This is a genomic window from Pseudomonas sp. FFPRI_1, assembly GCF_055384485.1.
In genome coordinates this window covers 2,476,176-2,502,332 of sequence record NZ_AP029168.1, presented here as the reverse complement: position 1 = coordinate 2,502,332, position 26,157 = coordinate 2,476,176, and the positions used below count along the sequence as shown (strand labels likewise).

The window sequence follows — 26,157 nt, the reverse complement described above, 5'->3', positions numbered from 1 at the left end:
ATAAAAACAAATAAATCTTCCGAAAAACAAAAACCGGGGCACTGGGCCCCGGCTTCCATCAACCCAACGCTTAAACGCGTTCGAAGACGGTCGAGATGCCCTGGCCCAGGCCGATGCACATGGTGGACACCCCGAAGGTGCCGCCATTCTGCTTCATGACGTTGAGCAAGGTCCCGGAGATACGTGCACCGGAGCAACCGAACGGGTGACCCAGGGCGATCGCGCCGCCGTGCAGGTTAACCTTCTCGTTCATCTTGTCGAGCACTTTCAGATCTTTCAGCACTGGCAGGGCCTGTGCGGCGAAAGCTTCGTTGAGCTCGAAGAAGTCGATATCGGTGATGCCGAGGCCCGCACGCTTCAGGGCTTTCTGCGTGGCCGGTACTGGACCATAGCCCATGATGGCCGGATCCACACCCGCCACCGCCATCGAACGAATCACCGCCATCGGCTGGATGCCCAGGTCCTGGGCACGCTGGGCCGACATCACGATCATGCACGAGGCACCGTCGGTGATCTGCGAAGAAGTACCGGCCGTCACGGTACCACCTTTAGGGTTGAACGCCGGCTTCAGGGCCGCCAGGCTCTCCAGGGTGGTCTCGGGACGAATGGTTTCGTCGTAGTCGAACAGTTTCAGGAAACCGTTCTCGTCATAGCCCTGCATCGGGATGATTTCGTCCTTGAACTTGCCTTCCACAGTCGCCTTGTGGGCGAGCTGGTGGGAACGCACGCCAAAGGCGTCCTGCTGCTCACGGGTGATGCCGTGCATCTTGCCCAGCATCTCGGCGGTCAGGCCCATCATGCCCGAGGCTTTCGCCGCGTACAGGGACATGTGCGGGTTCGGATCGACGCCATGCATCATGCTCACGTGGCCCATGTGCTCGACGCCGCCGACCACGAACACGTCACCGTTGCCGGTCATGATCGCTTGCGCGGCAGTGTGCAAAGCACTCATGGACGAACCACACAGGCGGCTGACGGTCTGGCCGGCCGAGGTGTGAGGGATCTGGGTCATCAGCGACGCCATGCGCGCGATGTTCCAGCCCTGCTCCAGGGTCTGGTTGACGCAGCCCCAGATCACGTCCTCGACTTCCGCCGGGTCGACCTTGGCGTTGCGTTCCAGCAGTTTGCTGATCAGGTGCGCCGACATGTCTTCGGCGCGGGTGTTGCGGTGCATGCCGCCCTTGGAGCGGCCCATCGGAGTACGACCGAAGTCGACAATCACGACGTCTCTAGGATTCAAGCTCATATTCTCACTCTCGCTCTCTAGTGGGGGCGCTTAACCGAAGAAGCTCTGGCCGTTCTTGGCCATTTCACGCAGCTTCGCGGTCGGGTGGTACAGCGCGCCCAGATCGGCGTACTGGTCGGCCAGGGCAACGAATTCGGCAACACCGATGGAATCGATGTAGCGCAGCGCACCGCCACGGAATGGAGGGAAACCAATACCGTAGACCAGGCCCATGTCGGCTTCGGCAGCGGTTTCGACGATGCCGTCTTCCAGGCAGCGAACGGTTTCCAGGCACAGCGGGATCATCATCCAGTTGATGATGTCTTCGTCGGTGACTTCACGCTGCTCGTAGACGATCGGCTTGAGCACTTCCAGTACCGACGGATCGGCAACCTTCTTCTGCTTGCCTTTCTTGTCGGCCTCGTAGGCGTAGAAACCCTTGCCGTTCTTCTGGCCCAGGCGCTTGGCTTCGTAAAGCACGTCGATGGCCGAACGACGATCATCCTTCATGCGATCCGGGAAACCTTCAGCCATCACGTCGCGACCGTGGTGGCCGGTGTCGATGCCGACCACGTCCATCAGGTACGCCGGGCCCATTGGCCAGCCGAATTTTTCCATGACCTTGTCGATACGGACGAAGTCCACACCGGCGCTGACCAGCTTGGCGAAACCGCCGAAGTACGGGAACAGTACGCGGTTGACCAGGAAACCCGGGCAGTCATTGACCACGATCGGGTTCTTGCCCATTTTCTTGGCGTAGGCAACGGTGGTGGCCACGGCCAGCTCGCTGGACTTCTCACCACGGATCACTTCCACCAGCGGCATCATGTGCACCGGGTTGAAGAAGTGCATGCCGACGAAGTTTTCCGGACGCTTGAGGGCCTTGGCCAGCAGGCTGATGGAAATGGTCGAGGTGTTGGACGCCAGGATGGTGTCCTCCTTGACCTGGCCTTCCACTTCAGCCAGCACGATCTGCTTGACCTTGGGGTTCTCGACCACGGCCTCGACCACCAGGTCGACGTTGCCGAAGTCACCGTAGGACAGGGTCGGACGAATGCCGTTGAGCACCTCGGCCATCTTCGCCGCAGTCATGCGGCCCTTGTCAACGCGGCCCACCAGCAGTTTCGCGGCTTCAGCCAGACCCTGCTCGATACCGTGCTCGTTGATGTCCTTCATCAGGATCGGCGTGCCTTTGGACGCCGACTGATAGGCGATGCCGCCACCCATGATGCCGGCGCCGAGTACCGCGGCCTGCTTCACGTCCTTGGCGATTTCGTCGTAGGCCTTGGCCTTTTTCTTCAGTTCCTGATCGTTCAGGAACAGGCCGATCAGGCTTTGCGCGGCAGAGGTCTTGGCCAGTTTGACGAAGCCTGCGGCTTCCACTTCCAGAGCCTTGTCGCGACCAAAGTTGGCGGCTTTCTGGATGGTCTTGATCGCTTCGACCGGCGCCGGGTAGTTCGGGCCCGCCTGGCCGGCCACGAAACCCTTGGCGGTTTCGAACGCCATCATCTGCTCGATGGCGTTGAGCTTGAGCTTTTCCAGCTTCGGCTGGCGCTTGGCCTTGTAGTCGAACTCGCCGGAAATGGCGCGCTTGACCAGGGCCAGAGCGGCATCCTTGAGTTTATCGGGAGCAACCACAGCATCGACAGCGCCGACTTTCAGCGCGTCTTCGGCACGGTTTTCCTTGCCGGCGGCAATCCATTCGATGGCGTTATCGGCACCGATGATGCGCGGCAGGCGCACGGTACCGCCGAAGCCCGGGTAGATGCCCAGCTTGACTTCCGGCAGGCCGATCTTGGCGCTGGCAGCCATGACGCGGTAGTCCGCGGCCAGGCACATTTCCAGGCCGCCGCCCAGGGCGATGCCGTTGATTGCAGCAACGGTCGGCACGTTGAGGTCTTCGAAATCGCTGAAGATCTTGTTGGCTTCGAGGTTGCCTGCCACCAGCTCGGCATCCGGCAGCTTGAAGTTGTCGACAAACTCGGTGATGTCGGCACCGACGATGAACACGTCCTTGCCACTGCTGACGATCACGCCTTTGATCGACGCATCTGCCTTGATGGTGTCAACGGCCTGACGCAATTCGTTCAGGGTTAGACGGTTGAACTTGTTGACGGACTCACCCTTGAGGTCGAAATTCAATTCGACGATGCCACTTTCAAGAGCCTTAACCGTGATGGCTTTACCTTCGTAAATCATCAACTGATCTCCACGATATGGAAGCTGAACAGTACACGTCGGACGCTAACTTCTGGCTTGGCACTGACGTTACCGTCGATGCTAACGCCAATCCGCCAGGCACACCCGCCAACGCGATAGTCGGGATTCTGTATAGAGTCGCCTGGGACACAAACGCTCATTTCATACGCCCGTTTGATTTGGGTACGCCACATTCAGGGAAAATCCGCCAATTGTCAATCGTGCAAAATGCTGTTTGAAACACGACTTCGCGGTCACTTCATCACCCCTCGAACGATCAACACGACCCTGCATTTACAGCCATTCATAGGATCAATATTTAGAAAAGTCGCCCTAAATCCCCCGACAAGTCGGATCAATAGCTAACAGGACAGGGAAATATCCGAGGAAAAACCGAGGCGTTTCTGAGCCTGGACAAGGCCGAGCAAATCGCCCTCGATCGAGGGGCGGCCATTGGCGCGCCGCAGCGCAAATGAGGTGAGTGGCCCGCCAAGGCCACCCTGCCCGGCGCTGATGCCGGGGCTTTCAGACCAGGCGTCCGCGATTGCCGCGAACGCCTGCGCCATTGCTTCAGGCCAATGCCTTGAGCACTGAGGCAATATCCTGCAAAACACTGACTTCACCGCGCTCATTCCAGTACAGGGCGATCAGTTGCTTGTCCGCCTCGACCTTGAACACCCCCGCCGGCAGCGTCTCAAGATGCTTGAGCAGCACCTCATCGACACAGGGCTCACGCCACTGGTTGACCCATTGGCCCGGCGCAACCTGCCAGTAACTCCAGCAGGCCGATTGCCCGTTGCGCCGCGGCCGATGGTACTGCGGGCAAGGGTTGGGCGGCTCCTGCCCCAGCCAGTGCGGCCATTGCTGCGGCGCCAGTTGCATGGCCAATCCCATGCGTCGGGCCTCCATGCGCAAGGCAATGAGCCCGCTCTGGTGACGCGAAGGTCGCAGCCAGGCCAAGGGACTCAGAACCACCGCAAGGATTGACACCACTATCCAGACCGTCATATCAGTACTCTCGATTTTTTGATGAGCGGGACCAGGGTGCAACCAACCCGCTTGAAACCAGCCATACTTGAAGCTATTGCAATCCTCAGGAGGAGCGCCTCATGTCCTACCACCATATTCTGGTCGCCGTAGATCTAACCGAAGAGTGCGATCCTGTTATCCACCGCGCTCGCGAGCTGTCTGTGAGCAATGGGGCCAAGCTGTCCCTGGTGCACATTGTCGAACCCATGGCCATGGCCTTCGGTGGCGACGTGCCGATGGACCTTTCGCAACTGCAGCAGCAACAGTTCGACCAGGCCAAGGAGCGCCTGGACCGGCTGATCAACAAATACCCGGAGCTGACCAAGGACTACAGCCACCTGACCTATGGCCAGCCACGCCAGGAGATCCATCACCTGGCCAAGGAACAGGAATGCGACCTGATCGTGGTCGGCAGCCATGGCCGTCACGGCCTCGCTCTGCTGCTGGGTTCCACCGCCAATGACGTCCTGCACGGCGCACCTTGCGACGTGCTGGCGGTGCACCTGGCCAAACGCTAAGCCCTCACCCGGCCGCTGCCAAACCGGTAACTGCTGCGAAAAAAAGCCCGACGCTGAAGTCGGGCTTTTTTATCACTCGTCAGTCACTCAGGCATCCAGCTCGGCCCAGCGCTCGACCATCTGCTCCAGCTCGGCATTCAACTGCTCCAAGCGGGCGATGACCGCAGCGGTTTCAGCCGCCGGACGCTGATAGAAAGCAGCATCGGCCATTTCCGCCTCGACCCCGGCAATCTGCTGCTCCATGGCATCGATCTGCCCCGGCAGCGCCTCAAGTTCGCGCTGCAGTTTGTAGCTGAGCTTCTTCTTCGCCGGAGCCTCCTGCACGGCGGCCGGCGCTGCGGCCTGCACCGGCGCAACCACTGCGGAATTCAGTTCAGCCTTGCCGGATTTGTTCTCGGTAACCCCCAGCAGCCGCGGCGAACCGCCCTGGCGCAGCCAGTCCTGATAACCGCCCACGTACTCGCGAACCTTGCCTTCACCTTCAAACACCAGGGTGCTGGTCACTACGTTGTCGAGGAAGGCCCGGTCGTGGCTGACCATCAGCACGGTGCCCTGGAAGGTCAGCAACACTTCTTCCAGCAACTCGAGGGTTTCCACGTCGAGGTCGTTGGTCGGTTCGTCGAGGACCAGCAGGTTGGCCGGCTTGCTGAACAGCTTGGCCAGCAGCAACCGCGCACGCTCACCGCCGGACAGGGCCTTGACCGGTGTACGGGCACGTTGCGGGCTGAACAGGAAGTCACCGAGGTAGCTCAGCACATGACGACTCTGGCCATCGATCTCGATGAAGTCACGACCTTCGGCAACGTTGTCGATCACGGTCTTTTCCAGGTCCAACTGGTGGCGCAACTGGTCGAAGTAGGCCACGTCGATCCGCGTCCCCTCTTCCACCTTGCCGCTGCTGGGCACCAGGCCGCCCAGCATCAGCTTGAGCAAAGTGGTCTTGCCGGTGCCGTTGGCGCCCAGCAGGCCAATGCGATCGCCACGCTGCAGGACCATGGAGAAGTCCTTGACCAGGAACGGGCCGTCCGGGTGCGCGAAGCTGACATTCTCCAGCACCATCACCTGCTTGCCGGACTTGTCGGCGGTTTCCAGCTGGATATTGGCCTTGCCGGTACGCTCGCGACGCTCACTGCGCTCGACACGCAGGGCCTTGAGGGCCCGCACCCGACCTTCGTTACGGGTACGCCGGGCCTTGATGCCCTGGCGGATCCACACTTCTTCCTGGGCCAGGCGCTTGTCGAACAGCGCGTTGGCGGTCTCTTCCGCCGCCAGCATGGCTTCCTTGTGTACCAGGAAGCTGGCGTAGTCGCCGTTCCAGTCGATCAGGCCGCCGCGATCCAGTTCGAGGATGCGCGTGGCCAGGTTCTGCAGGAAGGAACGGTCGTGGGTAATAAAGAGGACCGCGCCCTGGAAATCCTTCAGCGCCTCTTCCAGCCAGGCGATGGCACCGATGTCCAGGTGGTTGGTCGGCTCGTCGAGGAGCAGCAGGTCCGGCTCGGACACCAGGGCCTGGGCCAGCAGCACGCGACGACGCCAGCCGCCGGACAACTCGGCGAGGGTCTTGTCGGCCGGCAGTTGCAGGCGGCTCAGGGTGCTGTCCACCAGTTGCTGCAGGCGCCAGCCGTCGCGGGCTTCGAGGTCATGCTGAACGTGCATCAGCTTTTCCAGATCAGCGTCGGTGACGATGTTCTGGCTGAGGTGATGATACTGGGCCAGCAGCTCGCCGACGCCATCCAGGCCCTGGGCGACCACGTCGAACACAGTCCGCTCGTCGGCCACCGGCAATTCCTGGGGCAATTCGCCGATCTTCAGACCGGGTGCGCGCCATACGGAGCCGTCATCGGGTTTCTGATCACCCTTGACCAGCTTCATCATGCTGGATTTGCCAGTACCGTTACGGCCGATGATGCACACCCGCTCACCACGGGCGATCTGCCAGGACACCTTGTCCAACAACGGCATGGCGCCGAAAGCAAGGGACACATCGCTGAATTTGAGCAGGGTCATGTTGTTCTCCAAAAACCGGGCGCGCATTCTACCTGACTTGCACCCTCAAAAGGCCGGCTATTTCGCGCCCGACGGCCTCGACGGCACATTTGTTGCGAACTGATGCCAACGGGGCGGCAAAGCTATCACCGGTTGCTGGCAAAAGGCTAAGCTAGTGAGCAATCAGTGTCGGCCCGGTCGGCACTTGTCATGATTTTTCTGCCCGGATGTCTCATGCGCAGTCGCCTTTTCAGCTTGTTATCCTGTCTGCTTCTTTCCGCCACTGCCGCGCAATCCGTCCAGGCAGCGGACCTGACCCAGCAACGCCAATACTATGATGAGGCCAAGCGCGCCCTGGCCAAGGGCGACTCCGGCCCGTATTTCCGTTACGCCGACGCCCTGCGCGACTACCCGCTGGAACCCTACCTGGCCTATGACGAGCTCACGGCCCGGCTGAAATCCGCCAGCAACCCCGAAATCGAGAAGTTCCTCGCCGCCCATGGCGACCTACCCCAGGCCAACTGGATGAAACTGCGCTGGTTGCGCTGGCTGGCCGAACGCGGCGACTGGGCGACCTTCACCCGGTACTACGACCCGAAACTCAACTTCACCGAGCTGGACTGCCTCAATGGCCAGTACCAGCTGGGGCACAACCTCAAGGCCGAAGGCTATGCCGCTACCGAGAAGCTCTGGCTGACCGGCAAGTCCCAGCCTGCCGCCTGCGACGCACTGTTCGCCCAATGGGCCGCCGAAGGCCAACTGACCGAGCAAAAACGCTGGCAACGGGCCAAGCTGGCGGCCGAAGCCCGCAACTACCCCTTGGCCAACAGCCTGGTAAAAAGCATGACCACCCTGGCGCCGCAAGGTCGCCTGCTGGTGGACGTGGCGCAGAAGCCCGAGCTGCTGAGCCAGCCTTCACGCTTCCAGCCTGCGGACGAAGCCATGTCCGATGTCGTCGGTCTCGGCCTGCGCCGCCTGGCTCGCCAGGATCCGGACAAGGCCATGGCGTTGCTGGATGGCTATGCCAGCAGCATGCACTTCTCCCGTGACGAAAAGGTGGCGATTGCCCGCGAGATCGGCCTGACCCTGGCCCGTCGCTTCGACAGCCGCGCCCTGGACGTGATGACCAAGTACGACCCGGAGCTGCGGGACAACACCGTCTCCGAGTGGCGCCTGCGCCTGCTGCTGCGCCTGGCTCGCTGGGAGGACGCCTACCAACTGACCCGCAAGCTGCCGCAGGACCTGGCCACCACCAACCGCTGGCGCTACTGGCAGGCACGCAGCCTGGAACTGGCCGAACCGAAAAACCCTCAGGCCCTGGTGCTGTACAAAGGCTTGGCGAAGGAACGGGACTTCTATGGCTTCCTTGCCGCGGATCACGCCAAGGCCCCCTACCAGTTGAACAACCAGCCGCTGATGTTGAGCCAGGCCGTGATCAACAAGGTCCGCAACACACCCGGAGTACGACGGGCCCTGGAGCTTCACGCTCGCGGACAGATCGTCGACGGGCGTCGCGAGTGGTATCACGTCAGCCGGCATTTCAACCGTGACGAGATGGTCGCCCAGGCCAGGCTGGCCTACGACCTTAAATGGTATTTCCCGGCGATTCGCACCATCAGCCAGGCCCAGTACTGGGACGACCTGGACATCCGCTTCCCCATGGCCCATCGCGACACCCTGGTGCGTGAAGCCAAGGTACGCGGCCTGCATTCAAGCTGGGTGTTCGCCATTACCCGCCAGGAAAGCGCCTTCATGGACGACGCCCGCTCCGGCGTCGGCGCCAGCGGCCTGATGCAACTGATGCCCGGCACCGCCAAGGAAACCGCGCGCAAGTTCAGCATTCCCCTGGCTTCCCCGCAGCAGGTGTTGGACCCGGACAAGAACATTCAACTGGGTGCTGCCTACCTGAGCCAGGTCCACGGCCAGTTCAACGGCAACCGGGTCCTCGCCTCTGCCGCGTATAACGCAGGTCCGGGACGGGTACGCCAGTGGCTCAAGGGCGCCGACCACCTGAGTTTCGATGTCTGGGTGGAGAGCATTCCCTTCGACGAGACCCGCCAGTATGTACAGAACGTCCTGTCCTACTCGGTGATCTACGGCCAGAAGCTCAACTCGCCACAACCGCTGGTGGACTGGCACGAGCGTTATTTCGACGATCAATAAAAGCCGGGGCCACCCCAGCAAGCCCGCAGCGATGCGGGCTTTTTATTGGGCCACATCCGAGCGCGGGAACTGGCGGGCCAGCGAAGAGGCCCGCGAAACTTGCGCCAGGCTAACGACCGCCTTCGCCGGCAAGCCGGCTCCTACAACATGCCCGCCCCGCACATCCCCCGTAGGAGCTGGCTTGCCAGCGAAGAGGCCCGCGAAACATGCACCAGGCTAACGAGCGCCTTCGCCGGCAAGCCGGCTCCTACAACATGCCCGCCTCGCACATCCCCCCCCGTAGGAGCTGGCTTGCCAGCGAAGCGGCCCGCGAAACATGCGCCAGACTGATGACCGCCTTCGCCGGCAAGCCGGCTCCTACAACATGCCCGCCTCGCCCATCTCTCTGTAGGAGCTGGCTTGCCAGCGAAGAGGCACGCGAAACCTGCACCAGGCTGACGATCGTCTACGCCGTGGGAGTGCCGTCGTTGAATTGCAGGGCGGCCAGGCGCGCATACAAAGGATTGCTGGCGATCAATTGCTGGTGAGTACCCACTGCCACCAACTTGCCCTGGTCCATGACGGCGATCCGGTCGGCATTCTTCACCGTGGCCAGGCGATGGGCGATGACCAGGGTGGTGCGGTTCTTCATCAGGCTGGGCAACGCCTGCTGGATCAGGTGTTCACTTTGCGCATCCAGGGCACTGGTGGCTTCGTCCAGCAGCAGGATTGGCGCGTCCACCAGCAATGCCCGGGCAATGGCCAGGCGTTGCCGCTGGCCACCGGACAGCCCGAGGCCGGAGTCCCCAAGGTGGGTCTGATAGCCCTCGGGCATCTGCTCGATGAACTCATGGGCATAGGCGATCTTCGCCGCTTCCTGGACCTGGGCCAGGGTCGCATCGGGATTGCCGTAGCGAATGTTCTCTTCAATGCTGCCGTAGAACAGCGCCGGGCTTTGCGACACCAGGGCAAAACAACGGCGCAGGTCCAGCGGATCGAGCTGGGTCAGGGGAATGCCATCCAGCAAGATCCGCCCTTGCTGAGGGTCATAAAAACGCAGCAGCAGATCATAGAGGGTGGACTTGCCCGCCCCGGACGGCCCCACCAGTGCCAGGGTTTCCCCGGCCTGGATACTCAGGCTCAAGCCGTCGACCGCGTAGCGATCAGGCCGCGACGGATAGGAGAAACGCAGGCCCTCCAGCTCCAGATCGCCATGCACCCGCGCCGGCAGGCTCAGCAGCCCACTGCTGGGCGGCTGGATGATGTTATCCGCCCGCAGCAACTCGGCGATCCGCTCCGCAGCACCGGCAGCACGTTGCAGCTCACCGATCACTTCACTCAGGGTGCCGAAGGCACTGCCGACGATCAGGCTGTAGAACACGAACGCCGCCAGCTCGCCAGCGGAAATCCGTCCGGCGATCACATCCATTCCCCCGACCCAGAGCATCACTCCCATCGCTCCCAGCACCAACACGATCACCAGGGTGATCAGCCAGGCACGCTGGACGATCCGCTTGCGCGCGGTCTCGAAGGCCTCCTCCACCGTCACGGCAAAGCGCTGCTGGTCCTGGGCCTGGTGGTTGTAGGCCTGGACCGTCTTGATTTGGCCCAGGGTCTCCGCCACATAGCTGCCGACATCGGCAATCCGGTCCTGGCTCAGGCGCGACAGGCTGCGCACCCGGCGGCCAAAAATCAGGATCGGCGCCAGCACCAGGGGCAAGGCGACCACCACGATGCTGGTGAGCTTGGGGTTGGTGACGAACAGCAGGATGATGCCCCCGAGCACCATCAGCGCGTTGCGCAGGAACAGCGACAACGAAGAGCCGATCACCGACTGCAGCAAGGTGGTGTCTGCCGTCAGCCGCGACTGGATCTCTGAACTGCGGTTGTTTTCATAGAACCCCGGATGCAGGTAGATCAAGTGATTGAACACCTGGCGCCGGATATCCGCCACGCAGCGCTCGCCGATCCACGACACCAGGTAGAAACGCACGAAGGTGCCCACCGCCAACGCCAGGACCAGCAGCAGAAACAGACCAATGGACTGATTCAACAGATGGGGGGACTGGGTCATGAACCCCTGGTCCACCAGCAAGCGGATGCCCTGCCCCATGGACAGGGTAATGCCCGCCGTGACAATCAGCGCCAACAGAGCGCCCAGCGCCTGCCAGCGGTAGGGAGCGATGAAGCGGCTGGCCAGACGCAGAGCCCGACGATGACGAGAAGAGAGCATGCAGTTCATCCATTGACGCACCGGCGGTTCACCCATTTCAGCAGCGGCAACGAGATGAATTCGCAGGAACTTTGGTAAATCACAATGAGTCAGGTTGATTATGACCGCTGACACTAGAGCCTAGAGATTATCGGTCTAATCTGTGGCTGGCACTCCCCGGACATTTCTGTTGGAGTGAAGCAACCGGGCCAGTCCCAGCGGCGGTCTGTAACAGCTTGGTCACCCGGCCATTCTAAAGTATGCACACAACCTGATGAGGAGACAGGCCATGTCCTTGCAACACAGCAGCAATGACAAGATTCAAGTGATCCGTACCCAGCCGAACCAGTCTCTGGGGTGTGCCATCATCGACGCCCAGGGTCGCGAAGTACCGATTACTGAAGACATGATCCAGAACGCCTGCCGCGAACTGGAAAAGCGACTGGTCAAGCCTGCTCGGCAAGATTGACAGACAGCCTCACGTCCTCTTGACCCGGCCTTGCGGCCGGGTTTTTTATCGGCGCTCGCCAGTGCACGAACAGTTTCAGACTTCCCGCGCGCCCAGGGCCCGGACAATTTGGCTCAGGGCTGCTGATTCGCCCTGAATTCGCACCTCCAGGCCATCGACCTCGCGCCGCTCCGGGTAATGCTTGCGCAGGCTGTCGAAGGCGCTGCGCTGCTGGGCCACATCCTGGGACAGGCTGCGGCGGAAATCCGCATCGTCGCGGCGCGGGTCGTATACCGCTCGGCAGAGCATCGCCAGGGCCCAGGCCGGGTCCGCATTGGCATTCAGGCTGACCTGGGGCACCCAGGGCGCCGGCAGCAGGCTTGCCAGACTGACCTGTTCGGCCTGGCCGAGGAAACGGCAGTAAGCCTGGTAAATCTGCGCCGTGCCACGCTGCTTGCCATCCAGGCTGTAGCCGGCGATATGCGGCGTGGCCAGCACGCAGAGCTCTGCCAGTTCACTGTCCACGGTCGGCTCTTCTTCCCAGACATCCAGCACCGCCTGCAGGTCTTCGCGCTGCAGCAGCACTTCGCGCAGCGCCTGGTTGTCCACCACCGGGCCTCGGGCGGCGTTGATCAGCCAGGTGCCATGCTTGAGTTGCTGCAGGCGCTGCCGGTCCAGCAGGTGCCAGGTGGAATGGTCGCCGTGCCGGGTCAGGGGCGTGTGCAGACTGATGACATCGCAGCGCTCGATCAACTGCTCCAGGCTGACGTAATCACCACCTTCTGTCGCTTGGCGCTGCGGATCGCAGACCAGCACTGTCCAGCCCAGGGCTCGCAGCACCGTGATCAGGCGGCCACCGACTTCACCAGCCCCCACCACGCCATAGCAACGCCGAGTCAGGTCTACCCCTTCGATCTCGGCCAGGGTCAGCAGGCTGCCCAGTACGTAGTCCACTACCCCCCGGGCATTGCAACCCGGCGCACTGGACCAGGAAATGCCAGCCTGCTGAAAGTACTCCAGATCCAGGTGGTCAGTGCCGATGGTGCAGGTGCCGACGAAGCGCACCGGGCTGCCCTCAAGCAATTGGCGATCAACCTGGGTCACCGAGCGCACCAGCAGTACATCCGCCTGCTCCACGGTCGCCCGATCGATGGCGCGCCCGGGGAAACGCCGGATCTCGCCGAAACCGGCAAAGAACTCTTCGATCAGGGGAATATTTTCGTCGGCAACAATCAACATGGCAGGCTCCTCTTGCGGAGCCGCAGTGTAGGCGCAGATGACAGGCCGGGCCAGCATGGCTTGCCCCAGAACCCGCCTTTACAGGCCGCCTGCAGTCCTTGGCGGGTTTTACAAATCCACAACACTGAGTTTTTCCTGACCACAGTGTCAACGCGTAGACTGTCGCACCCTGTGCAACACCACCTATGGACGCTTTGCCCCGTGAATTCCCTGATCGACTCTACCGCCGCCACCTCCCCCAGCCGCCCTGCCCGGGTCGGTCGCGAATTGCGCGACCTGCTGGTACTGGCCCTGCCCATCATGATTGCCCAGGTGGCCACCACTGCCATGGGCTTTGTCGACGCGGTGATGGCCGGCCGGGTCAGTCCTCGGGACTTGGCCGCCGTGGCCCTGGGCAACTCGATCTGGATCCCGGTGTTCCTGCTGATGACCGGCACCCTGCTGGCCACCACACCGAAAGTGGCGCAGCGCTATGGCGCGGGCAAGCTGCATGAGATCGGCCCGGTGGTACGCCAGGCACTGTGGCTGGCACTGGTGGTCGGTCTGCTGGCCACCCTGATTCTGATCAGCGCCGAGCCGATACTGCACCTGATGAACGTCGATCCCGAACTGATCAAGCCGTGCATGGGCTATCTGCAGGGCATCGCCAGCGGCCTGCCGGCAGTGGCGCTGTACTATGTGCTGCGCTGCTTCAGCGACGGCCTGGGGCGCACCGTGCCAAGCATGATCATCGGCCTGTGCGGCCTGGCCCTGAACATCCCCATCAACTACATCTTCATCTACGGCCACTTCGGCGTGCCCGCCATGGGCGGCGTGGGCTGCGGCTGGGCCACGGCCATCGTGATGTGGGCCATGATGCTGGGCATGGCCGGCTGGGCGTTCTGGGCGCCGGGGTATCGCCAGATCGCGCTGTTCAGCCGCTTCGACTGGCCACAATGGGCCGTGATCAAACGCCTGCTGAGCATCGGCCTGCCCATTGGCATCGCGGTATTTGCCGAGTCGAGCATCTTCGCGGTGATTGCCTTGCTGATTGGCAGCCTGGGCGCCACCGTCGTGGCCGGGCACCAGATCGCCCTCAACTTCAGCGCCCTGATGTTCATGATTCCCTACTCCCTGGCCATGGCCGTGACGGTGCGGGTCGGCCACGCCCTGGGCCGCCAGCAACCCCGTGACGCACGCTTCAGTGCCGGCGTCGGCATGGCCACGGCACTAGCGTACGCCTGTCTCTCGGCGAGCCTGATGTACCTGCTGCGCGAGCCCATCGCGTCGATCTACACCACCGATCCGATGGTGATCCAGGTGGCATCGATGCTGATCGTGTATGCGGCGCTGTTCCAGTTTTCCGATGGCATCCAGGTCACCGCTGCCGGCGCGCTACGGGGCTACCAGGACACCAGGATGACCATGATCCTGACCCTGTTCGCGTACTGGGGAATTGGCTTGCCGGTGGGCTATAGCCTGGGCCTGACCGACTGGTTCGGCCCGGCACGGGGGCCAAGCGGCCTGTGGGAAGGCCTGATTGTCGGCTTGAGTTGCGCGGCACTGATGCTGTCGATCCGCCTGACCCGCAGTGCGCGCAAGCAGATCCGCATCAGCCGCGCAGCGGGTTAGTCGAGCTTCTTGCGAATCCAGTAGAGGTAGGTGCCGGCCTCTTCCTGCTGCTCGACCAGTTCATGGTCGAGGAACACGCAGAACTTGGGAATGTCGCGGCGGGTGGAGGGATCGGTGGCGATCACCTTCAACAGCCCGCCCGGCGGCAGGTCGCGGATATGCTGGTGCAACATCATCACCGGCTCGGGGCAATTGAGGCCGGTGGCGTCGAGGGTGCCGTCAACCGGCGTATCGGTGATTTGACTCATGACTCACTCCTGAAACAGGCCGGCATTGTCGCGCAATGCCGGTTTTGTGGCGAGGGGATCAGCGCGAGCGGACCGGCTTGAGGTCCAGGCGTCGCAGGTGGCAGGTCACCTCCTCGCGATCGTGATACAGCTGCTTGCAGCCGATGGCGACGCGAATGCCGCGGGCCTTGAAGCCCTCTTCGATCCGCTCCAGCAAGCGCGTCACTTCGGCGTAACGCTGTTTCATCGGCAACTTCAGGTTGACCACCGCCTCGCGGCAATGCCCTTCGCCAATCCAGGTTTCCAGCAGCGCCGCGTTGCGCGCCGGCTTTTCGACGATGTCGCAGACCATCCAGTCCACCGGCTGCCTCGGCTTGTAGGTAAAGCCATCCGCCATCAGGTGCTGTACCAGGCCCGTGTCCATCAGGCTCTCGGCCATCGGCCCATTATCGATAGCGGTTACCAGCATGCCGCGATTGACCAGTTGCCAGGTCCAGCCTCCCGGCGCAGCGCCCAGGTCGACCCCGGTCATGTCGCTGTGCAGGCGTTCGTCCCACTGGTCCCGGGGAATGAAGTGGTGCCAGGCTTCTTCCAGCTTCAAGGTCGAGCGGCTCGGTGCTTCCCGAGGGAACTTCAACCGCGGGATCCCCATCGGCCACATTGCCGAGTTACCGGCATCGGCCAAACCGACAAAGACCTCACGCCCGCTCTTGAAGGTCAGCAGCAAGCGCGGCTTGGTGGCATCCTCCACCAGCTTGCCCGCCGCCGTCAGCGCCTTGCGCAACGGGCCTTCGAATTTCTTGCAGAAGTTCGAGAGCTCCTTGCCGTCATTGGTATCCACCACTTCCAGCCACAGGCTGCCGCACTGCGGGAAGTTGGCCAGGTAGGCCAGGATCACACTGATGCGGTCGGTTTCCGGCAAATCGATGAAGCCGCCCCGGGCCCACTGCCGGGGAAAGATCAAGTCGGAGAAACGCAGGCCCTGCATCAGCCGCCGGGCCCCATCGTCCTCGGTGCAGATGAACTCGGCGCAGGCGGTGCTGGGTTTGGCCTTGGCGTAGCCGGCGACATTCAGCCGCGCCGCGTGATCGGCGATTTCCGAGCAGACTTCGCCCTCGAAACCGGGCCGGCAATGGATAAACAGGGTGTTCATGGAATCTCCTGGGCAACTGGCGATGAATCGATGCGCAAACCTGCCCTGTAGCAAAGCCTGTCACGAAAACCGGCGCATGATAGCCGAGTTAGGAACCTTGGATGAGGCCTAAGAGTCCAATCCGATTAGCTGCAAGCGCCAAACAGAGCTAGGTTAATGCTCTGTCCGTACCGTAAGGCCCGTAGCCGTGCGGGCCAAAAGGAGTCATTCAATGCCATCCCTTGATAGCCTGAAAACCCTTAAAGCCTTAAAAGTCGACGATAAGACTTACCACTATTTCAGCCTGCCAGAGGCCGCCAAGAGTCTCGGCGATATTGATCGCCTGCCCATGTCGCTGAAGGTCCTGCTGGAAAACCTGCTGCGCTGGGAAGACGACAAGACTGTCACCGGCGCCGACCTCAAGGCCCTCGCTGCCTGGCTCAAGGAGCGACGCTCCGATCGCGAAATCCAATACCGCCCCGCCCGGGTCCTGATGCAGGACTTCACCGGTGTTCCCGCGGTGGTCGACCTCGCCGCAATGCGCGCGGCGATGGCCAAGGCCGGAGGCGATCCCCAGCGGATCAATCCGCTGTCTCCGGTGGACCTGGTGATCGACCACTCGGTGATGGTGGACAAGTTCGCCAGCCAGAGCGCCTTCAAGCAGAACGTCGACATCGAGATGCAGCGCAACGGAGAACGCTATGCCTTCCTGCGCTGGGGGCAGAACGCCTTCGACAACTTCAGCGTAGTTCCGCCAGGTACCGGCATCTGCCACCAGGTCAACCTGGAGTACCTGGGACGCACCGTCTGGACCAAGGAAGAGGATGGCCGTACCTACGCCTTCCCCGACACCCTGGTGGGCACCGACTCCCACACCACCATGATCAACGGCCTGGGTGTTCTGGGCTGGGGCGTCGGCGGGATCGAGGCCGAAGCGGCCATGCTCGGTCAGCCGGTGTCGATGCTGATTCCGGAAGTCATTGGCTTCAAGCTCAGTGGCAAGCTCAAGGAAGGCATCACCGCCACCGACCTGGTGCTGACAGTGACGCAGATGCTGCGCAAGAAAGGCGTGGTGGGCAAGTTCGTCGAGTTCTACGGTGACGGCCTGGCGGAACTGCCCCTGGCAGACCGTGCCACCATCGCCAACATGGCCCCGGAGTACGGCGCAACCTGCGGTTTCTTCCCCGTGGATGACGTGACCCTGGGCTACCTGCGCCTGTCTGGCCGCTCCGCCGAACAGGTGCAACTGGTGGAGGCCTACAGCAAGGCGCAGGGCATGTGGCGCCTGCCCGGCAAAGAACCGCTGTTCACCGACAGCCTGGCCCTCGACCTGGGCAGCGTCGAAGCCAGCCTGGCCGGCCCCAAGCGCCCGCAGGACCGAGTATCGCTGCCAGACATTGCCCAGGCCTTCGATGACTTTGTCGAGCTGCAGTTCAAGTCGGCAAGCAAGATCAAGGAGCTCGCCCGCCTGGAAAGCGAAGGCGGTGGCGGGGTTGCCGTGGGCAACGCCGACCTGGTGGGAGAAACCGACTACGCCCACGACGGCCAGACCCAACGCCTGAAAAACGGCGCGGTGGTGATCGCCGCCATCACCTCCTGCACCAACACCTCCAACCCCAGCGTGATGATGGCGGCCGGACTGCTGGCGAAAAAAGCCGTGGAAAAAGGCCTGAAGCGCAAACCCTGGGTGAAAAGCTCCCTGGCCCCCGGCTCCAAGGTGGTGACCGACTACTACAAGGCAGCCGGCCTGACGCCCTACCTCGACGAACTGGGCTTCAACCTGGTGGGTTATGGCTGCACCACCTGCATCGGCAACTCCGGCCCCTTGCTCGAACCAATCGAGAAGGCCATCCAGCAAGCCGACCTGACCGTGGCTTCGGTGCTGTCCGGCAACCGCAACTTCGAAGGCCGGGTGCATCCGCTGGTGAAGACCAACTGGCTGGCATCGCCGCCGCTGGTGGTCGCCTACGCCCTGGCGGGCACCGTACGCATCGACATCAGCAGTGAACCATTGGGCGACGGCAAGGATGGCAAGCCGGTGTACCTGCGCGATATCTGGCCCAGCAGCAAGGAGGTCGCCGAGGCGGTGGCCCAAGTCAGCACGGGCATGTTCCACAAGGAATACGCCGAGGTATTTGCCGGTGATGAACAGTGGCAAGCCATCGAGGTGCCGCAAGCGGCCACCTATGTCTGGCAGGACGACTCCACCTACATCCAGCACCCGCCGTTCTTCGACGAGATTGCCGGGCCACTGCCACAGATCAAGGACGTCAGTGGCGCGCGGATCCTGGCGCTGCTGGGCGACTCGGTGACCACCGACCACATCTCCCCCGCTGGCAACATCAAGGCCGACAGCCCGGCCGGTCGCTACCTGCGGGAAAAAGGCGTGGAACCTCGGGACTTCAACTCCTATGGCTCACGCCGCGGCAACCACGAAGTGATGATGCGCGGCACCTTTGCCAACATCCGCATTCGCAACGAGATGCTGGGCGGCGAAGAAGGCGGTAACACCCTCTACATCCCAACCGATGAAAAGCTGGCGATCTATGACGCCGCCATGCGCTACCAGGCAGCAGGCACCCCTCTGGTGGTGATCGCCGGCCAGGAATACGGCACCGGTTCCAGCCGCGACTGGGCCGCCAAGGGCACCAACCTGCTGGGGGTCAAGGCGGTGATCGCCGAGAGCTTCGAGCGCATCCACCGCTCCAACCTGGTGGGCATGGGCGTTCTGCCCTTGCAGTTCAAGCTCGATCAGAACCGCAAGAGCCTGAAACTCAGCGGTCGGGAAACCCTGGACATCCTCGGCCTGAGCGATGTGGAACTGACCCCACGGATGAACCTGACCCTGGTGATCACCCGCGAAGACGGCCACCAGGAGAAGGTCGACGTGTTGTGCCGCATCGACACCCTCAACGAAGTCGAGTACTTCAAGTCCGGCGGGATCCTGCACTACGTGCTGCGACAACTGATCGCATCCTGATCCCGAGCAACACCAGACACCGCCTTCGGGCGGTGTTTGCGTTGGGCTGCCGCTCAAGGCTCAGGTGGTTATACTGCCCCTGCGCCGAACCTGACTGATCGGTCACACCGACAGAAAGACTACAGATCCGGCGCGGAACAACGTCTCTGCAATACCCATTCTTCTGCAACAAGGATTCCACATGACCGCTTTGCCATGGATGTATCTGGCACTCCTTTCCATTGGCTACGCACTGGCCCTGAGCTACGGGCAACTGGGACTGCTGGCCGCCCTGTCGATATTCCTGCTGCTGTGTGCCGGGCTTGCCGTGCGCCAGCAGCGCAGTCGTATCGGCCAGTACCTGGGCCACGGCCTGTTCGTGATCATTGCCCTGGGCCTGGCCATGCATTGGCTGCCTGGTTTTTTCAATGGCCGCGCCATCGACCCGCAACGCCTCACCGACGACGCGGTGCCCTTCTCCATGTACTTCAATCAGGACAAGCCGTTGATCGGCTTCTGGCTGTTGCTGGCCTGCCCCTGGATCGTCGGGCGCAGCTCCTGGCGCCTGTCGCTGTATTCGACGTTCCTGGCTCTTGCCCTGTGCGCCATCGCCGCATTGGGTGGCGCGCTGTTGTTGGGCATCATTAGCTGGGCGCCAAAATGGCCGGACCAGGCCTGGCTGTGGGTGCTGAACAATCTGTTGCTGGTGACCCTGGTCGAAGAAGCGCTGTTTCGCGGCTACATCCAGGGCGGTTTGAGCCGACGTTTCAAGGCCCTGCCCCAAGGCCAGAACCTGGCCCTGCTGTGTGCAGCCCTGCTGTTTGGCCTGGCGCACCTGGGAGCCGGATGGCAATGGGTGCTACTGGCGACCGTCGCCGGCGTCGGCTACGGTCTGGCCTATCGTTTTGGCGGCCTCGCCGCAGCGGTGGCCACCCACTTCGGCCTGAACCTGCTGCACTTCGGGCTCTTCACCTATCCGATGCTTGCCGGCTAGCCCCCTTGGCTGCGGACAAACCGCCAGAACCGGTACTTTCGAACAATTGACTGCCAAGGAAGAAAGTCAATGATCAACCTCTTGCCGACAGCGGAAAACTCCGGGCAACGGATTTTGCAAACGACATATTCTGCCAATGAGACCCAGCGCCGATTATTGAAAAATAATTTCAATAATCGGCTGACACGGCCGACACCCTATCAAAGCCTTGCGGATTGAAAAAACATGCGTAACAACCAGCCTGTCACTCAGCGCGAACGTACCTTCCCGGCTCAACAGCGGTTGATTTCCACCACCGACGCAAAAGGCGTGATCACCTATTGCAACGATGCCTTTGTCGAGATCAGTGGGTTCTCCCGCGAGGAACTGGTTCGCGCACCTCACAACCTGGTCCGCCACCCTGACGTACCAGCGGCGGTATTCGCGCACATGTGGGGCACCCTGAAACAAGGCTTGCCATGGATGGGCATCGTCAAGAACCGGTGCAAGACCGGCGACCACTATTGGGTCAACGCCTACGTGACACCTGTGTTCGAAGGCAACCAGGTGGTGGGCTACGAGTCGGTGCGGGTCAAGCCCACGGCCGAACAGGTGCGCCGCGCCGAAGCCCTCTATCAACGCATCAATCAGGGCAAGTCGGCCATTCCCAAGCGTGACAAGTGGTTGCCGATTCTCCAGGACTGGCTGCCGTTCATCCTGGTCAGCCAACTGAGCTTCATGATCGGCGCCTGGCTCAACTCCCACTGGGGCTTCGCCCTGGCCGCTGCCCTCTCGGTGCCGCTGGGCCTGTTGGGCCTGAGCTGGCAGCAACGAGGCCTCAAGCGCCTGCTGCGCCTAGCCGAACAGACCACCTCTGACCCGCTGATCGCGCAGATGTACACCGACAGCCGCGGAGCCCAGGCCCGCCTGGAGATGTCGATCCTCAGCCAGGAAGCCCGCCTGAAGACCTGCCTGACCCGCCTGCAGGACACGGCCGAGCACCTCAACGAGCAGGCCCGTCAGTCCGACACCCTGGCCCACAACAGCTCCAGCGGGCTGGAGCGCCAGCGGGTCGAGACCGAACAGGTGGCCACCGCAGTCAACCAGATGGCTGCCACCACCCAGGAAGTGGCCAGCCACGTCCAGCGCACTGCCGACGCCACCCAGGAAGCCAATCGCCTGACCGGCCGCGGTCGCGACATCGCCGGGGAAACCCGTGAAGCCATCCAGCGCCTGTCTGTGGTGGTGGGTGAAACCGGCCTGACGGTGACTCAGCTGGCCAAGGACAGCGACGAGATCGGTGGCGTGGTCGATGTAATCAAGGGCATCGCCGACCAGACCAACCTGTTGGCCCTGAACGCAGCCATCGAAGCGGCCCGTGCCAGAGAAATGGGTCGCGGCTTTGCCGTGGTGGCCGACGAAGTACGCCAACTGGCGCAACGCACCAGCGAATCCACCGGGCAGATCCACACCCTGATCGCCAAGCTGCAGCAAACCGCTGCCACCGCGGTACAGACCATGGACGCCGGTCACCGCCAGGCAGAGGAAGGCGTGGCCCGGGTACTGGAAGCCGACCAGGCGCTGGTGGGGATCAGCGAAGCGGTGGCCAACATCACCGACATGACCACCCAGATCGCCGCTGCGACCGAAGAGCAAAGTTCGGTCGCCGAAGAGATCAGCCGCAACATCAGCACCATCGCGCAACTGGCGGATCAGACTTCGGAGCAGGCCCAGCATTCGGCCGAGCTCAGCGAAGCCCTGACCCGCACCGCCCACACCCAGTACTCGCTGGTGGAGCGTTTCAACCGCTGAGCCCCTGGCCTGGCGACAAAAAAAACCGCAAGCCTTGGCTTGCGGTTTTTTTATGCCCGCCCATCCGCCCAACGACTGAAGGAGCGAACTGGCTCGCGATAAATCTTCACCGCGATCCCCATTCGAGGGTCGGGCGAATGCTTCGCGAGCAGGCTCGCTGCTACAGGATCAGCTCAGCGCGTGCAGGAAAGCGGCAACCTTGACCGCCGCAGATTCCAGGTGCTGCTCATGGCTGAAACCCGAGGCCTTCAGGGGCTTGAGATCGTGATCAGCAGCCGTCAGCCAGTACAACTCGATACTCGGCGCCAGGGTGTAGGCTTCGACCGCCTGGCGATTGCCCAGGGCGTCACGCTCGCCCTGCACGATCAGGGTCGGACAGGCCAGATCGGCCAAGTGTGCGACCCGGGGTTTCTCCGGCTTGCCCGCCGCATAGAAGGGATAACCCAGGCACACCAGGCCATCGGCCTGCAGTTCATCCGCCAGAAGGCTGGCCATGCGCCCGCCCATGGACTTGCCGCCCACCGCCAACACCCCAGTGACATAAGGTCGCACCAGGGCATGCACCTCGCGCCAGCATTCCAGGAGCCTGGGGGCCGGGTTTGGCGGACGTTTGCCGCCGTCCAGGCGCCGCTGCGCCATGTAGGGAAACTCGAAGCGCAAGACGTTCACCCCATGCCCGGCAAGGCGTACAGCGATGTCGCTCATGAACCCGCTGTCCATCGGTGCACCGGCACCGTGAGCCAGGATCAGCGTCGGTGCCGACTGCGCCTCGACGCCCCGCGCGACCTCCCACAACCAGCCCCGTTCCCGCACGCACTGCGCCCATTGATCCCCGTCAATACTGGCCTTGTGCTCATTGCTCATGCTTGCCTCGCTTTTAGTCTGCCTATAACTCCAGAAGAAGTGAGCGCGCCTTGCCGTGCGCAGTCGCTTTCACTTCAGCTGAACCGTGGATGGGGAACCATGAACACTTCTATCAGTACCGCCTACAACTACAAGGTGGTCCGCCAATTCGCCATTATGACGGTGGTGTGGGGCATCGTCGGCATGGGGCTCGGGGTTTTTCTCGCTGCCCAATTGGTTTGGCCCGAACTCAACTTCGATTTGCCGTGGACCAGCTTCGGCCGTCTGCGTCCACTGCACACCAACGCAGTGATCTTCGCCTTCGGTGGCTGCGCGCTGTTTGCCAGCTCCTTCTACTCCGTGCAACGCACCTGCCAGACCCAACTGTTCGCGCCGAAAATCGCCGCATTCTGCTTCTGGGGCTGGCAACTGGTGATCCTGCTGGCGGCCATCAGCCTGCCACTGGGCTACACCAGCTCCAAGGAATACGCCGAGCTGGAATGGCCGATCGATATCCTGATCACCATCGTCTGGGTCGCCTACGCCATCGTGTTCTTCGGCACGCTGATGAAGCGCAAGACCAAGCACATCTACGTGGGCAACTGGTTCTTCGGTGCTTTCATCATCACCGTGGCCATCCTGCACATCGTCAACAACCTGGAACTGCCGGTCAGCCTGACCAAGTCCTACTCGGTGTATGCCGGCGCAACCGATGCCATGGTGCAATGGTGGTACGGCCACAACGCCGTGGGCTTCTTCCTGACCGCGGGCTTCCTGGGGATGATGTACTACTTCGTACCCAAGCAGGCCGAGCGTCCGGTGTATTCCTATCGCCTGTCGATCGTGCACTTCTGGGCACTGATCACCCTGTACATCTGGGCCGGTCCGCACCACCTGCACTACACCGCGCTGCCGGACTGGGCACAGTCCCTGGGCATGGTGATGTCGCTGGTACTGCTGGCTCCGAGCTGGGGCGGCATGATCAACGGCATGATGACCCTCTCGGGCGCCTGGCATAAGCTGCGCAGCGACCCGATCCTGCGGTTCCTGGTGGTGTCCCTGGCGTTCTACGGCATGTCGACCTTCGAAGGTCCGATGATGGCGATCAAGACCGTCAACGCCCTCTCCCACTACACCGACTGGACCATCGGCCACGTACACGCCGGCGCTCTGGGCTGGGTAGCGATGATCTCTATCGGCGCCCTGTATCACCTGATCCCGAAAGTCTTCGGCCGCGAGCAGATGTACAGCATCGGCCTGATCAACACCCACTTCTGGCTGGCCACCATCGGCACCGTGCTCTACATCGCCTCGATGTGGGTCAACGGCATTGCCCAGGGCCTGATGTGGCGTGCGATCAACGAAGACGGCACCCTCACCTACTCCTTCGTCGAAACCCTGGTGGCCAGCCACCCAGGCTTCATCGTGCGACTGGTCGGTGGTGCGATCTTCCTCAGCGGCATGTTCCTGATGGCTTACAACACCTGGCGCACCGTACGTGCCGCAGTGCCAGCCGAAGTCAACGCCGCTGCGCAGATGGCCTGAGGAGTCCGCCATGAAACACGAAACGATTGAAAAAAACGTCGGCCTGCTGATGCTGCTGATGGTCTTCGCGGTGAGCATCGGCGGTCTGACCCAGATCGTCCCGCTGTTCTTCCAGGACGTCACCAACAAGCCGGTGGAAGGCATGAAGCCCTACACCGCCCTGCAACTGGAAGGCCGCGACATCTACATCCGCGAAGGCTGCGTACAGTGCCACTCGCAGATGATCCGTCCGTTCCGCGCCGAGACCGAGCGCTATGGCCACTACTCGGTGGCCGGTGAAAGCGTCTGGGATCACCCGTTCCTGTGGGGCTCCAAGCGTACCGGTCCGGACCTGGCCCGAGTCGGCGCCCGCTACTCCGATGACTGGCACCGCGCGCACTTGTACAACCCGCGCAACGTGGTGCCCGAGTCGAAGATGCCGGCCTATCCGTGGCTGGTAACAGCACCGGTGGACAGCAGCCATACCGAAACCAAGCTCAAGGTCATGCGCACCCTCGGCGTGCCTTACACCGACGATGACATTGCCGGCGCCACCGCTTCACTCAAGGGCAAGACCGAGATGGATGCCCTGGTGGCCTACCTGCAAGTGCTTGGCACTGCCATCAAGAGCAAGAGGTGAGCCATGGGTTTTGAACTCGATAGCGGCATGATTCGCGGGCTCGGGACCCTGGTGGTGATGATCGCCTTCATCGGCCTGTCGATCTGGGTGTTCAACTCAAAGCGCAATCCCGAGTTTGCCCAGGCACGCCTGCTGCCCTTCGCCGACGACCCGATGCCGGGCACGGCACCGGCCGGCAACACAATTGATGACGCTCAACCTCAAGAGCCTGCAACAAGGAGCATTCGGCCATGACCACCTTCTGGAGTACGTGGATCTGCGTACTGACCATCGGCAGCCTGATCGGCCTGACCTGGCTGCTGGTCGGCACCCGCAAGGGTGAAACCAAGGGCAGCGTGGACCAGACCATGGGCCACGCCTTCGATGGCATCGAGGAGTACGACAACCCCCTGCCGCAATGGTGGTTCCTGCTGTTCGCCGGCACCCTGGTGTTTTCCGTTGGCTACCTGATCCTCTATCCGGGCCTGGGTAACTGGAAAGGCATCCTGCCGGGCTATGAAGACGGCTGGACCCAGACCAAGGAATGGGAAAAGGAAATGGCCAAGGCCGACGTCAAGTTTGGGCCGATCTTCGCCAAATTTGCCGCCATGCCCGTGGAAGAGGTGGCCAAGGACCCACAAGCGTTGAAGATGGGCGGTCGCCTGTTCGCCTCCAACTGCTCGGTGTGTCACGGTTCCGACGCCAAGGGTGCCTATGGCTTCCCCAACCTGGCTGACAACATCTGGCGCTGGGGCGGCAGTGCCGACACCATCAAGGCCAGCATCATGGGCGGTCGCCATGCTGCCATGCCCGCCTGGGGCGAAGTGCTCAAGGAAGATGGGGTGAAGAACGTCGCGGCTTATGTTCGCCACGAACTGGCTGGCCTGCCCCTGCCTGCGGACAGCGATGCTGACCTGCAAGCCGGACAGCAAGCATTCAGCACCACCTGCGTAGCCTGCCACGGCGCCAACGGCAAAGGCACCGAGATCATGGGCGCGCCTGACCTGACCCAGCCGGCCGGCTTCATCTACGGCACCAGCCTGGCGCAACTGCAGCAGACCATTCGCCATGGTCGCCAGGGCCAGATGCCAGCGCAGAGCGACCTGCTCGGCAATGACAAGGTGCAACTGCTGGCCGCTTACGTGTACAGCCTGTCGCACAACAACAGCGACAAACAGCAAGCTGAGAGCGACAAGTAAGAAACCCACGCCAAGCTGCAAGTCCTTCAACTTGCAGCCTGGCGCTTGAAGCTTGCCCCTGCCCCTTTGCGACCAAGTGTCGCACCCCTCTCCCCCCCTTCCTTTGCACTGATCCGAATCAGGTCTAAGCTTGCCCCGAAGTGGTCCGGCAACAGCCGGCTACAGGCCAGGGGTATCCGTGAGGTTCACAGCTTCAGCTCGATGACAGGCCGCAAAGGCTGGTTTATACCGGCTGTCGACTCGCTTACCGCCTGTCAGCC

Annotated in this window: 22 protein-coding genes; 12 read left to right on the top strand and 10 right to left on the bottom strand. The window is 62.2% G+C overall.

What is annotated here, in order from left to right; genetic code table 11:
• Nucleotides 1–70 precede the first annotated feature (70 nt).
• The 4 genes from fadA to ACZ5BO_RS11335 form a co-directional block, all read right to left on the bottom strand.
• The gene (gene fadA / locus ACZ5BO_RS11350; protein WP_025128845.1) at nucleotides 71–1,246 is read right to left on the bottom strand and encodes an acetyl-CoA C-acyltransferase FadA; all 1,176 of its coding nucleotides are present in this window, start codon (nucleotides 1,244–1,246) and stop codon (nucleotides 71–73) included.
• A 30-nt stretch (nucleotides 1,247–1,276) separates the two neighbouring features.
• Entirely contained in the window at nucleotides 1,277–3,424 is a 2,148-nt protein-coding gene (gene fadB / locus ACZ5BO_RS11345; RefSeq protein WP_025128844.1) for a fatty acid oxidation complex subunit alpha FadB, read from the bottom strand.
• 362 nt (nucleotides 3,425–3,786) lie between these two features.
• Entirely contained in the window at nucleotides 3,787–3,990 is a 204-nt protein-coding gene (locus tag ACZ5BO_RS11340; protein WP_464699763.1) for a hypothetical protein, read from the bottom strand.
• Between the two features lie 4 nt (nucleotides 3,991–3,994).
• A complete protein-coding gene (locus tag ACZ5BO_RS11335; RefSeq protein WP_025128842.1) occupies nucleotides 3,995–4,432 on the bottom strand; it encodes a hypothetical protein in 438 nt (145 codons plus the stop codon).
• A 101-nt stretch (nucleotides 4,433–4,533) separates the two neighbouring features.
• On the opposite strand from ACZ5BO_RS11335, the gene ACZ5BO_RS11330 reads away from it, so the two are divergent.
• Nucleotides 4,534–4,971, top strand: coding sequence for a universal stress protein (locus ACZ5BO_RS11330; RefSeq protein ID WP_025128841.1), 438 nt, complete (start codon nucleotides 4,534–4,536; stop codon nucleotides 4,969–4,971).
• Between the two features lie 87 nt (nucleotides 4,972–5,058).
• Here the strand turns inward: ACZ5BO_RS11330 and ACZ5BO_RS11325 are convergent, their stop codons facing one another.
• Nucleotides 5,059–6,978, bottom strand: a complete 1,920-nt coding sequence (locus ACZ5BO_RS11325; protein ID WP_025128840.1) for an ATP-binding cassette domain-containing protein — start codon at nucleotides 6,976–6,978, stop codon at nucleotides 5,059–5,061.
• Between the two features lie 213 nt (nucleotides 6,979–7,191).
• Here ACZ5BO_RS11325 and ACZ5BO_RS11320 point away from each other — a divergent pair, with 213 nt between their 5' ends.
• Nucleotides 7,192–9,120 carry a transglycosylase SLT domain-containing protein gene (locus ACZ5BO_RS11320; RefSeq protein ID WP_464699760.1) on the top strand — a complete coding sequence of 643 codons (1,929 nt, stop codon included), beginning with the start codon at nucleotides 7,192–7,194 and terminating at the stop codon, nucleotides 9,118–9,120.
• Between the two features lie 445 nt (nucleotides 9,121–9,565).
• Here ACZ5BO_RS11320 and ACZ5BO_RS11315 read toward each other — a convergent pair whose 3' ends face one another.
• Nucleotides 9,566–11,341 carry an ABC transporter transmembrane domain-containing protein gene (locus tag ACZ5BO_RS11315; RefSeq protein WP_464701228.1) on the bottom strand — a complete coding sequence of 592 codons (1,776 nt, stop codon included), beginning with the start codon at nucleotides 11,339–11,341 and terminating at the stop codon, nucleotides 9,566–9,568.
• Between the two features lie 259 nt (nucleotides 11,342–11,600).
• Here ACZ5BO_RS11315 and ACZ5BO_RS11310 point away from each other — a divergent pair, with 259 nt between their 5' ends.
• The gene (locus tag ACZ5BO_RS11310) at nucleotides 11,601–11,780 is read left to right on the top strand and encodes a PA1571 family protein (protein ID WP_011060254.1); all 180 of its coding nucleotides are present in this window, start codon (nucleotides 11,601–11,603) and stop codon (nucleotides 11,778–11,780) included.
• Between the two features lie 75 nt (nucleotides 11,781–11,855).
• On the opposite strand, the gene pdxB is transcribed toward ACZ5BO_RS11310, so the two are convergent.
• A complete protein-coding gene (gene pdxB, locus ACZ5BO_RS11305; RefSeq protein ID WP_025128837.1) occupies nucleotides 11,856–12,998 on the bottom strand; it encodes a 4-phosphoerythronate dehydrogenase PdxB in 1,143 nt (380 codons plus the stop codon).
• 201 nt (nucleotides 12,999–13,199) lie between these two features.
• Between pdxB and ACZ5BO_RS11300 the strand changes: the two genes are divergently transcribed.
• Nucleotides 13,200–14,609 (top strand): MATE family efflux transporter, encoded by a 1,410-nt coding sequence (locus ACZ5BO_RS11300; protein ID WP_464699757.1) that lies wholly within the window; start codon nucleotides 13,200–13,202, stop codon nucleotides 14,607–14,609.
• Here the strand turns inward: ACZ5BO_RS11300 and tusA are convergent.
• Together tusA and rlmM are read right to left on the bottom strand one after the other, a co-directional pair.
• A complete protein-coding gene (gene tusA, locus ACZ5BO_RS11295; RefSeq protein ID WP_464699755.1) occupies nucleotides 14,606–14,857 on the bottom strand; it encodes a sulfurtransferase TusA in 252 nt (83 codons plus the stop codon). The genes ACZ5BO_RS11300 and tusA overlap by 4 nt on opposite strands.
• A gap of 58 nt (nucleotides 14,858–14,915) precedes the next feature.
• Nucleotides 14,916–15,989 carry a 23S rRNA (cytidine(2498)-2'-O)-methyltransferase RlmM gene (rlmM, locus tag ACZ5BO_RS11290; protein WP_464699753.1) on the bottom strand — a complete coding sequence of 358 codons (1,074 nt, stop codon included), beginning with the start codon at nucleotides 15,987–15,989 and terminating at the stop codon, nucleotides 14,916–14,918.
• Between the two features lie 211 nt (nucleotides 15,990–16,200).
• Here rlmM and acnA point away from each other — a divergent pair, with 211 nt between their 5' ends.
• From acnA to ACZ5BO_RS11270, 4 genes are all read left to right on the top strand, one after another.
• Nucleotides 16,201–18,948, top strand: a complete 2,748-nt coding sequence (gene acnA / locus ACZ5BO_RS11285) for an aconitate hydratase AcnA (RefSeq protein ID WP_464699751.1) — start codon at nucleotides 16,201–16,203, stop codon at nucleotides 18,946–18,948.
• 181 nt (nucleotides 18,949–19,129) lie between these two features.
• Nucleotides 19,130–19,921: a CPBP family glutamic-type intramembrane protease gene (locus ACZ5BO_RS11280; protein ID WP_464699749.1), complete on the top strand. Its 792-nt coding sequence runs from the start codon at nucleotides 19,130–19,132 to the stop codon at nucleotides 19,919–19,921.
• Between the two features lie 69 nt (nucleotides 19,922–19,990).
• Nucleotides 19,991–20,140 carry a hypothetical protein gene (locus tag ACZ5BO_RS11275; RefSeq protein WP_464699747.1) on the top strand — a complete coding sequence of 50 codons (150 nt, stop codon included), beginning with the start codon at nucleotides 19,991–19,993 and terminating at the stop codon, nucleotides 20,138–20,140.
• Between the two features lie 6 nt (nucleotides 20,141–20,146).
• Nucleotides 20,147–21,712, top strand: coding sequence for a methyl-accepting chemotaxis protein (locus ACZ5BO_RS11270; protein WP_464699745.1), 1,566 nt, complete (start codon nucleotides 20,147–20,149; stop codon nucleotides 21,710–21,712).
• A 168-nt stretch (nucleotides 21,713–21,880) separates the two neighbouring features.
• Here the strand turns inward: ACZ5BO_RS11270 and ACZ5BO_RS11265 are convergent, their stop codons facing one another.
• Nucleotides 21,881–22,576, bottom strand: a complete 696-nt coding sequence (locus ACZ5BO_RS11265) for an alpha/beta family hydrolase (RefSeq protein WP_025128831.1) — start codon at nucleotides 22,574–22,576, stop codon at nucleotides 21,881–21,883.
• Between the two features lie 99 nt (nucleotides 22,577–22,675).
• Here ACZ5BO_RS11265 and ccoN point away from each other — a divergent pair, with 99 nt between their 5' ends.
• The 4 genes from ccoN to ccoP are packed head-to-tail and all read left to right on the top strand — an operon-like array spanning nucleotide 22,676 to nucleotide 25,897.
• Entirely contained in the window at nucleotides 22,676–24,100 is a 1,425-nt protein-coding gene (gene ccoN, locus ACZ5BO_RS11260) for a cytochrome-c oxidase, cbb3-type subunit I (protein ID WP_025128830.1), read from the top strand.
• Between the two features lie 10 nt (nucleotides 24,101–24,110).
• Nucleotides 24,111–24,719 (top strand): cytochrome-c oxidase, cbb3-type subunit II, encoded by a 609-nt coding sequence (gene ccoO / locus ACZ5BO_RS11255; protein WP_025128829.1) that lies wholly within the window; start codon nucleotides 24,111–24,113, stop codon nucleotides 24,717–24,719.
• Between the two features lie 3 nt (nucleotides 24,720–24,722).
• Nucleotides 24,723–24,953, top strand: coding sequence for a cbb3-type cytochrome oxidase subunit 3 (locus ACZ5BO_RS11250; RefSeq protein ID WP_025128828.1), 231 nt, complete (start codon nucleotides 24,723–24,725; stop codon nucleotides 24,951–24,953).
• Nucleotides 24,950–25,897 carry a cytochrome-c oxidase, cbb3-type subunit III gene (gene ccoP, locus ACZ5BO_RS11245; protein WP_464699741.1) on the top strand — a complete coding sequence of 316 codons (948 nt, stop codon included), beginning with the start codon at nucleotides 24,950–24,952 and terminating at the stop codon, nucleotides 25,895–25,897. The genes ACZ5BO_RS11250 and ccoP overlap by 4 nt, the downstream gene beginning before the upstream one ends.
• The last annotated feature ends 260 nt before the right edge of the window (nucleotides 25,898–26,157 follow it).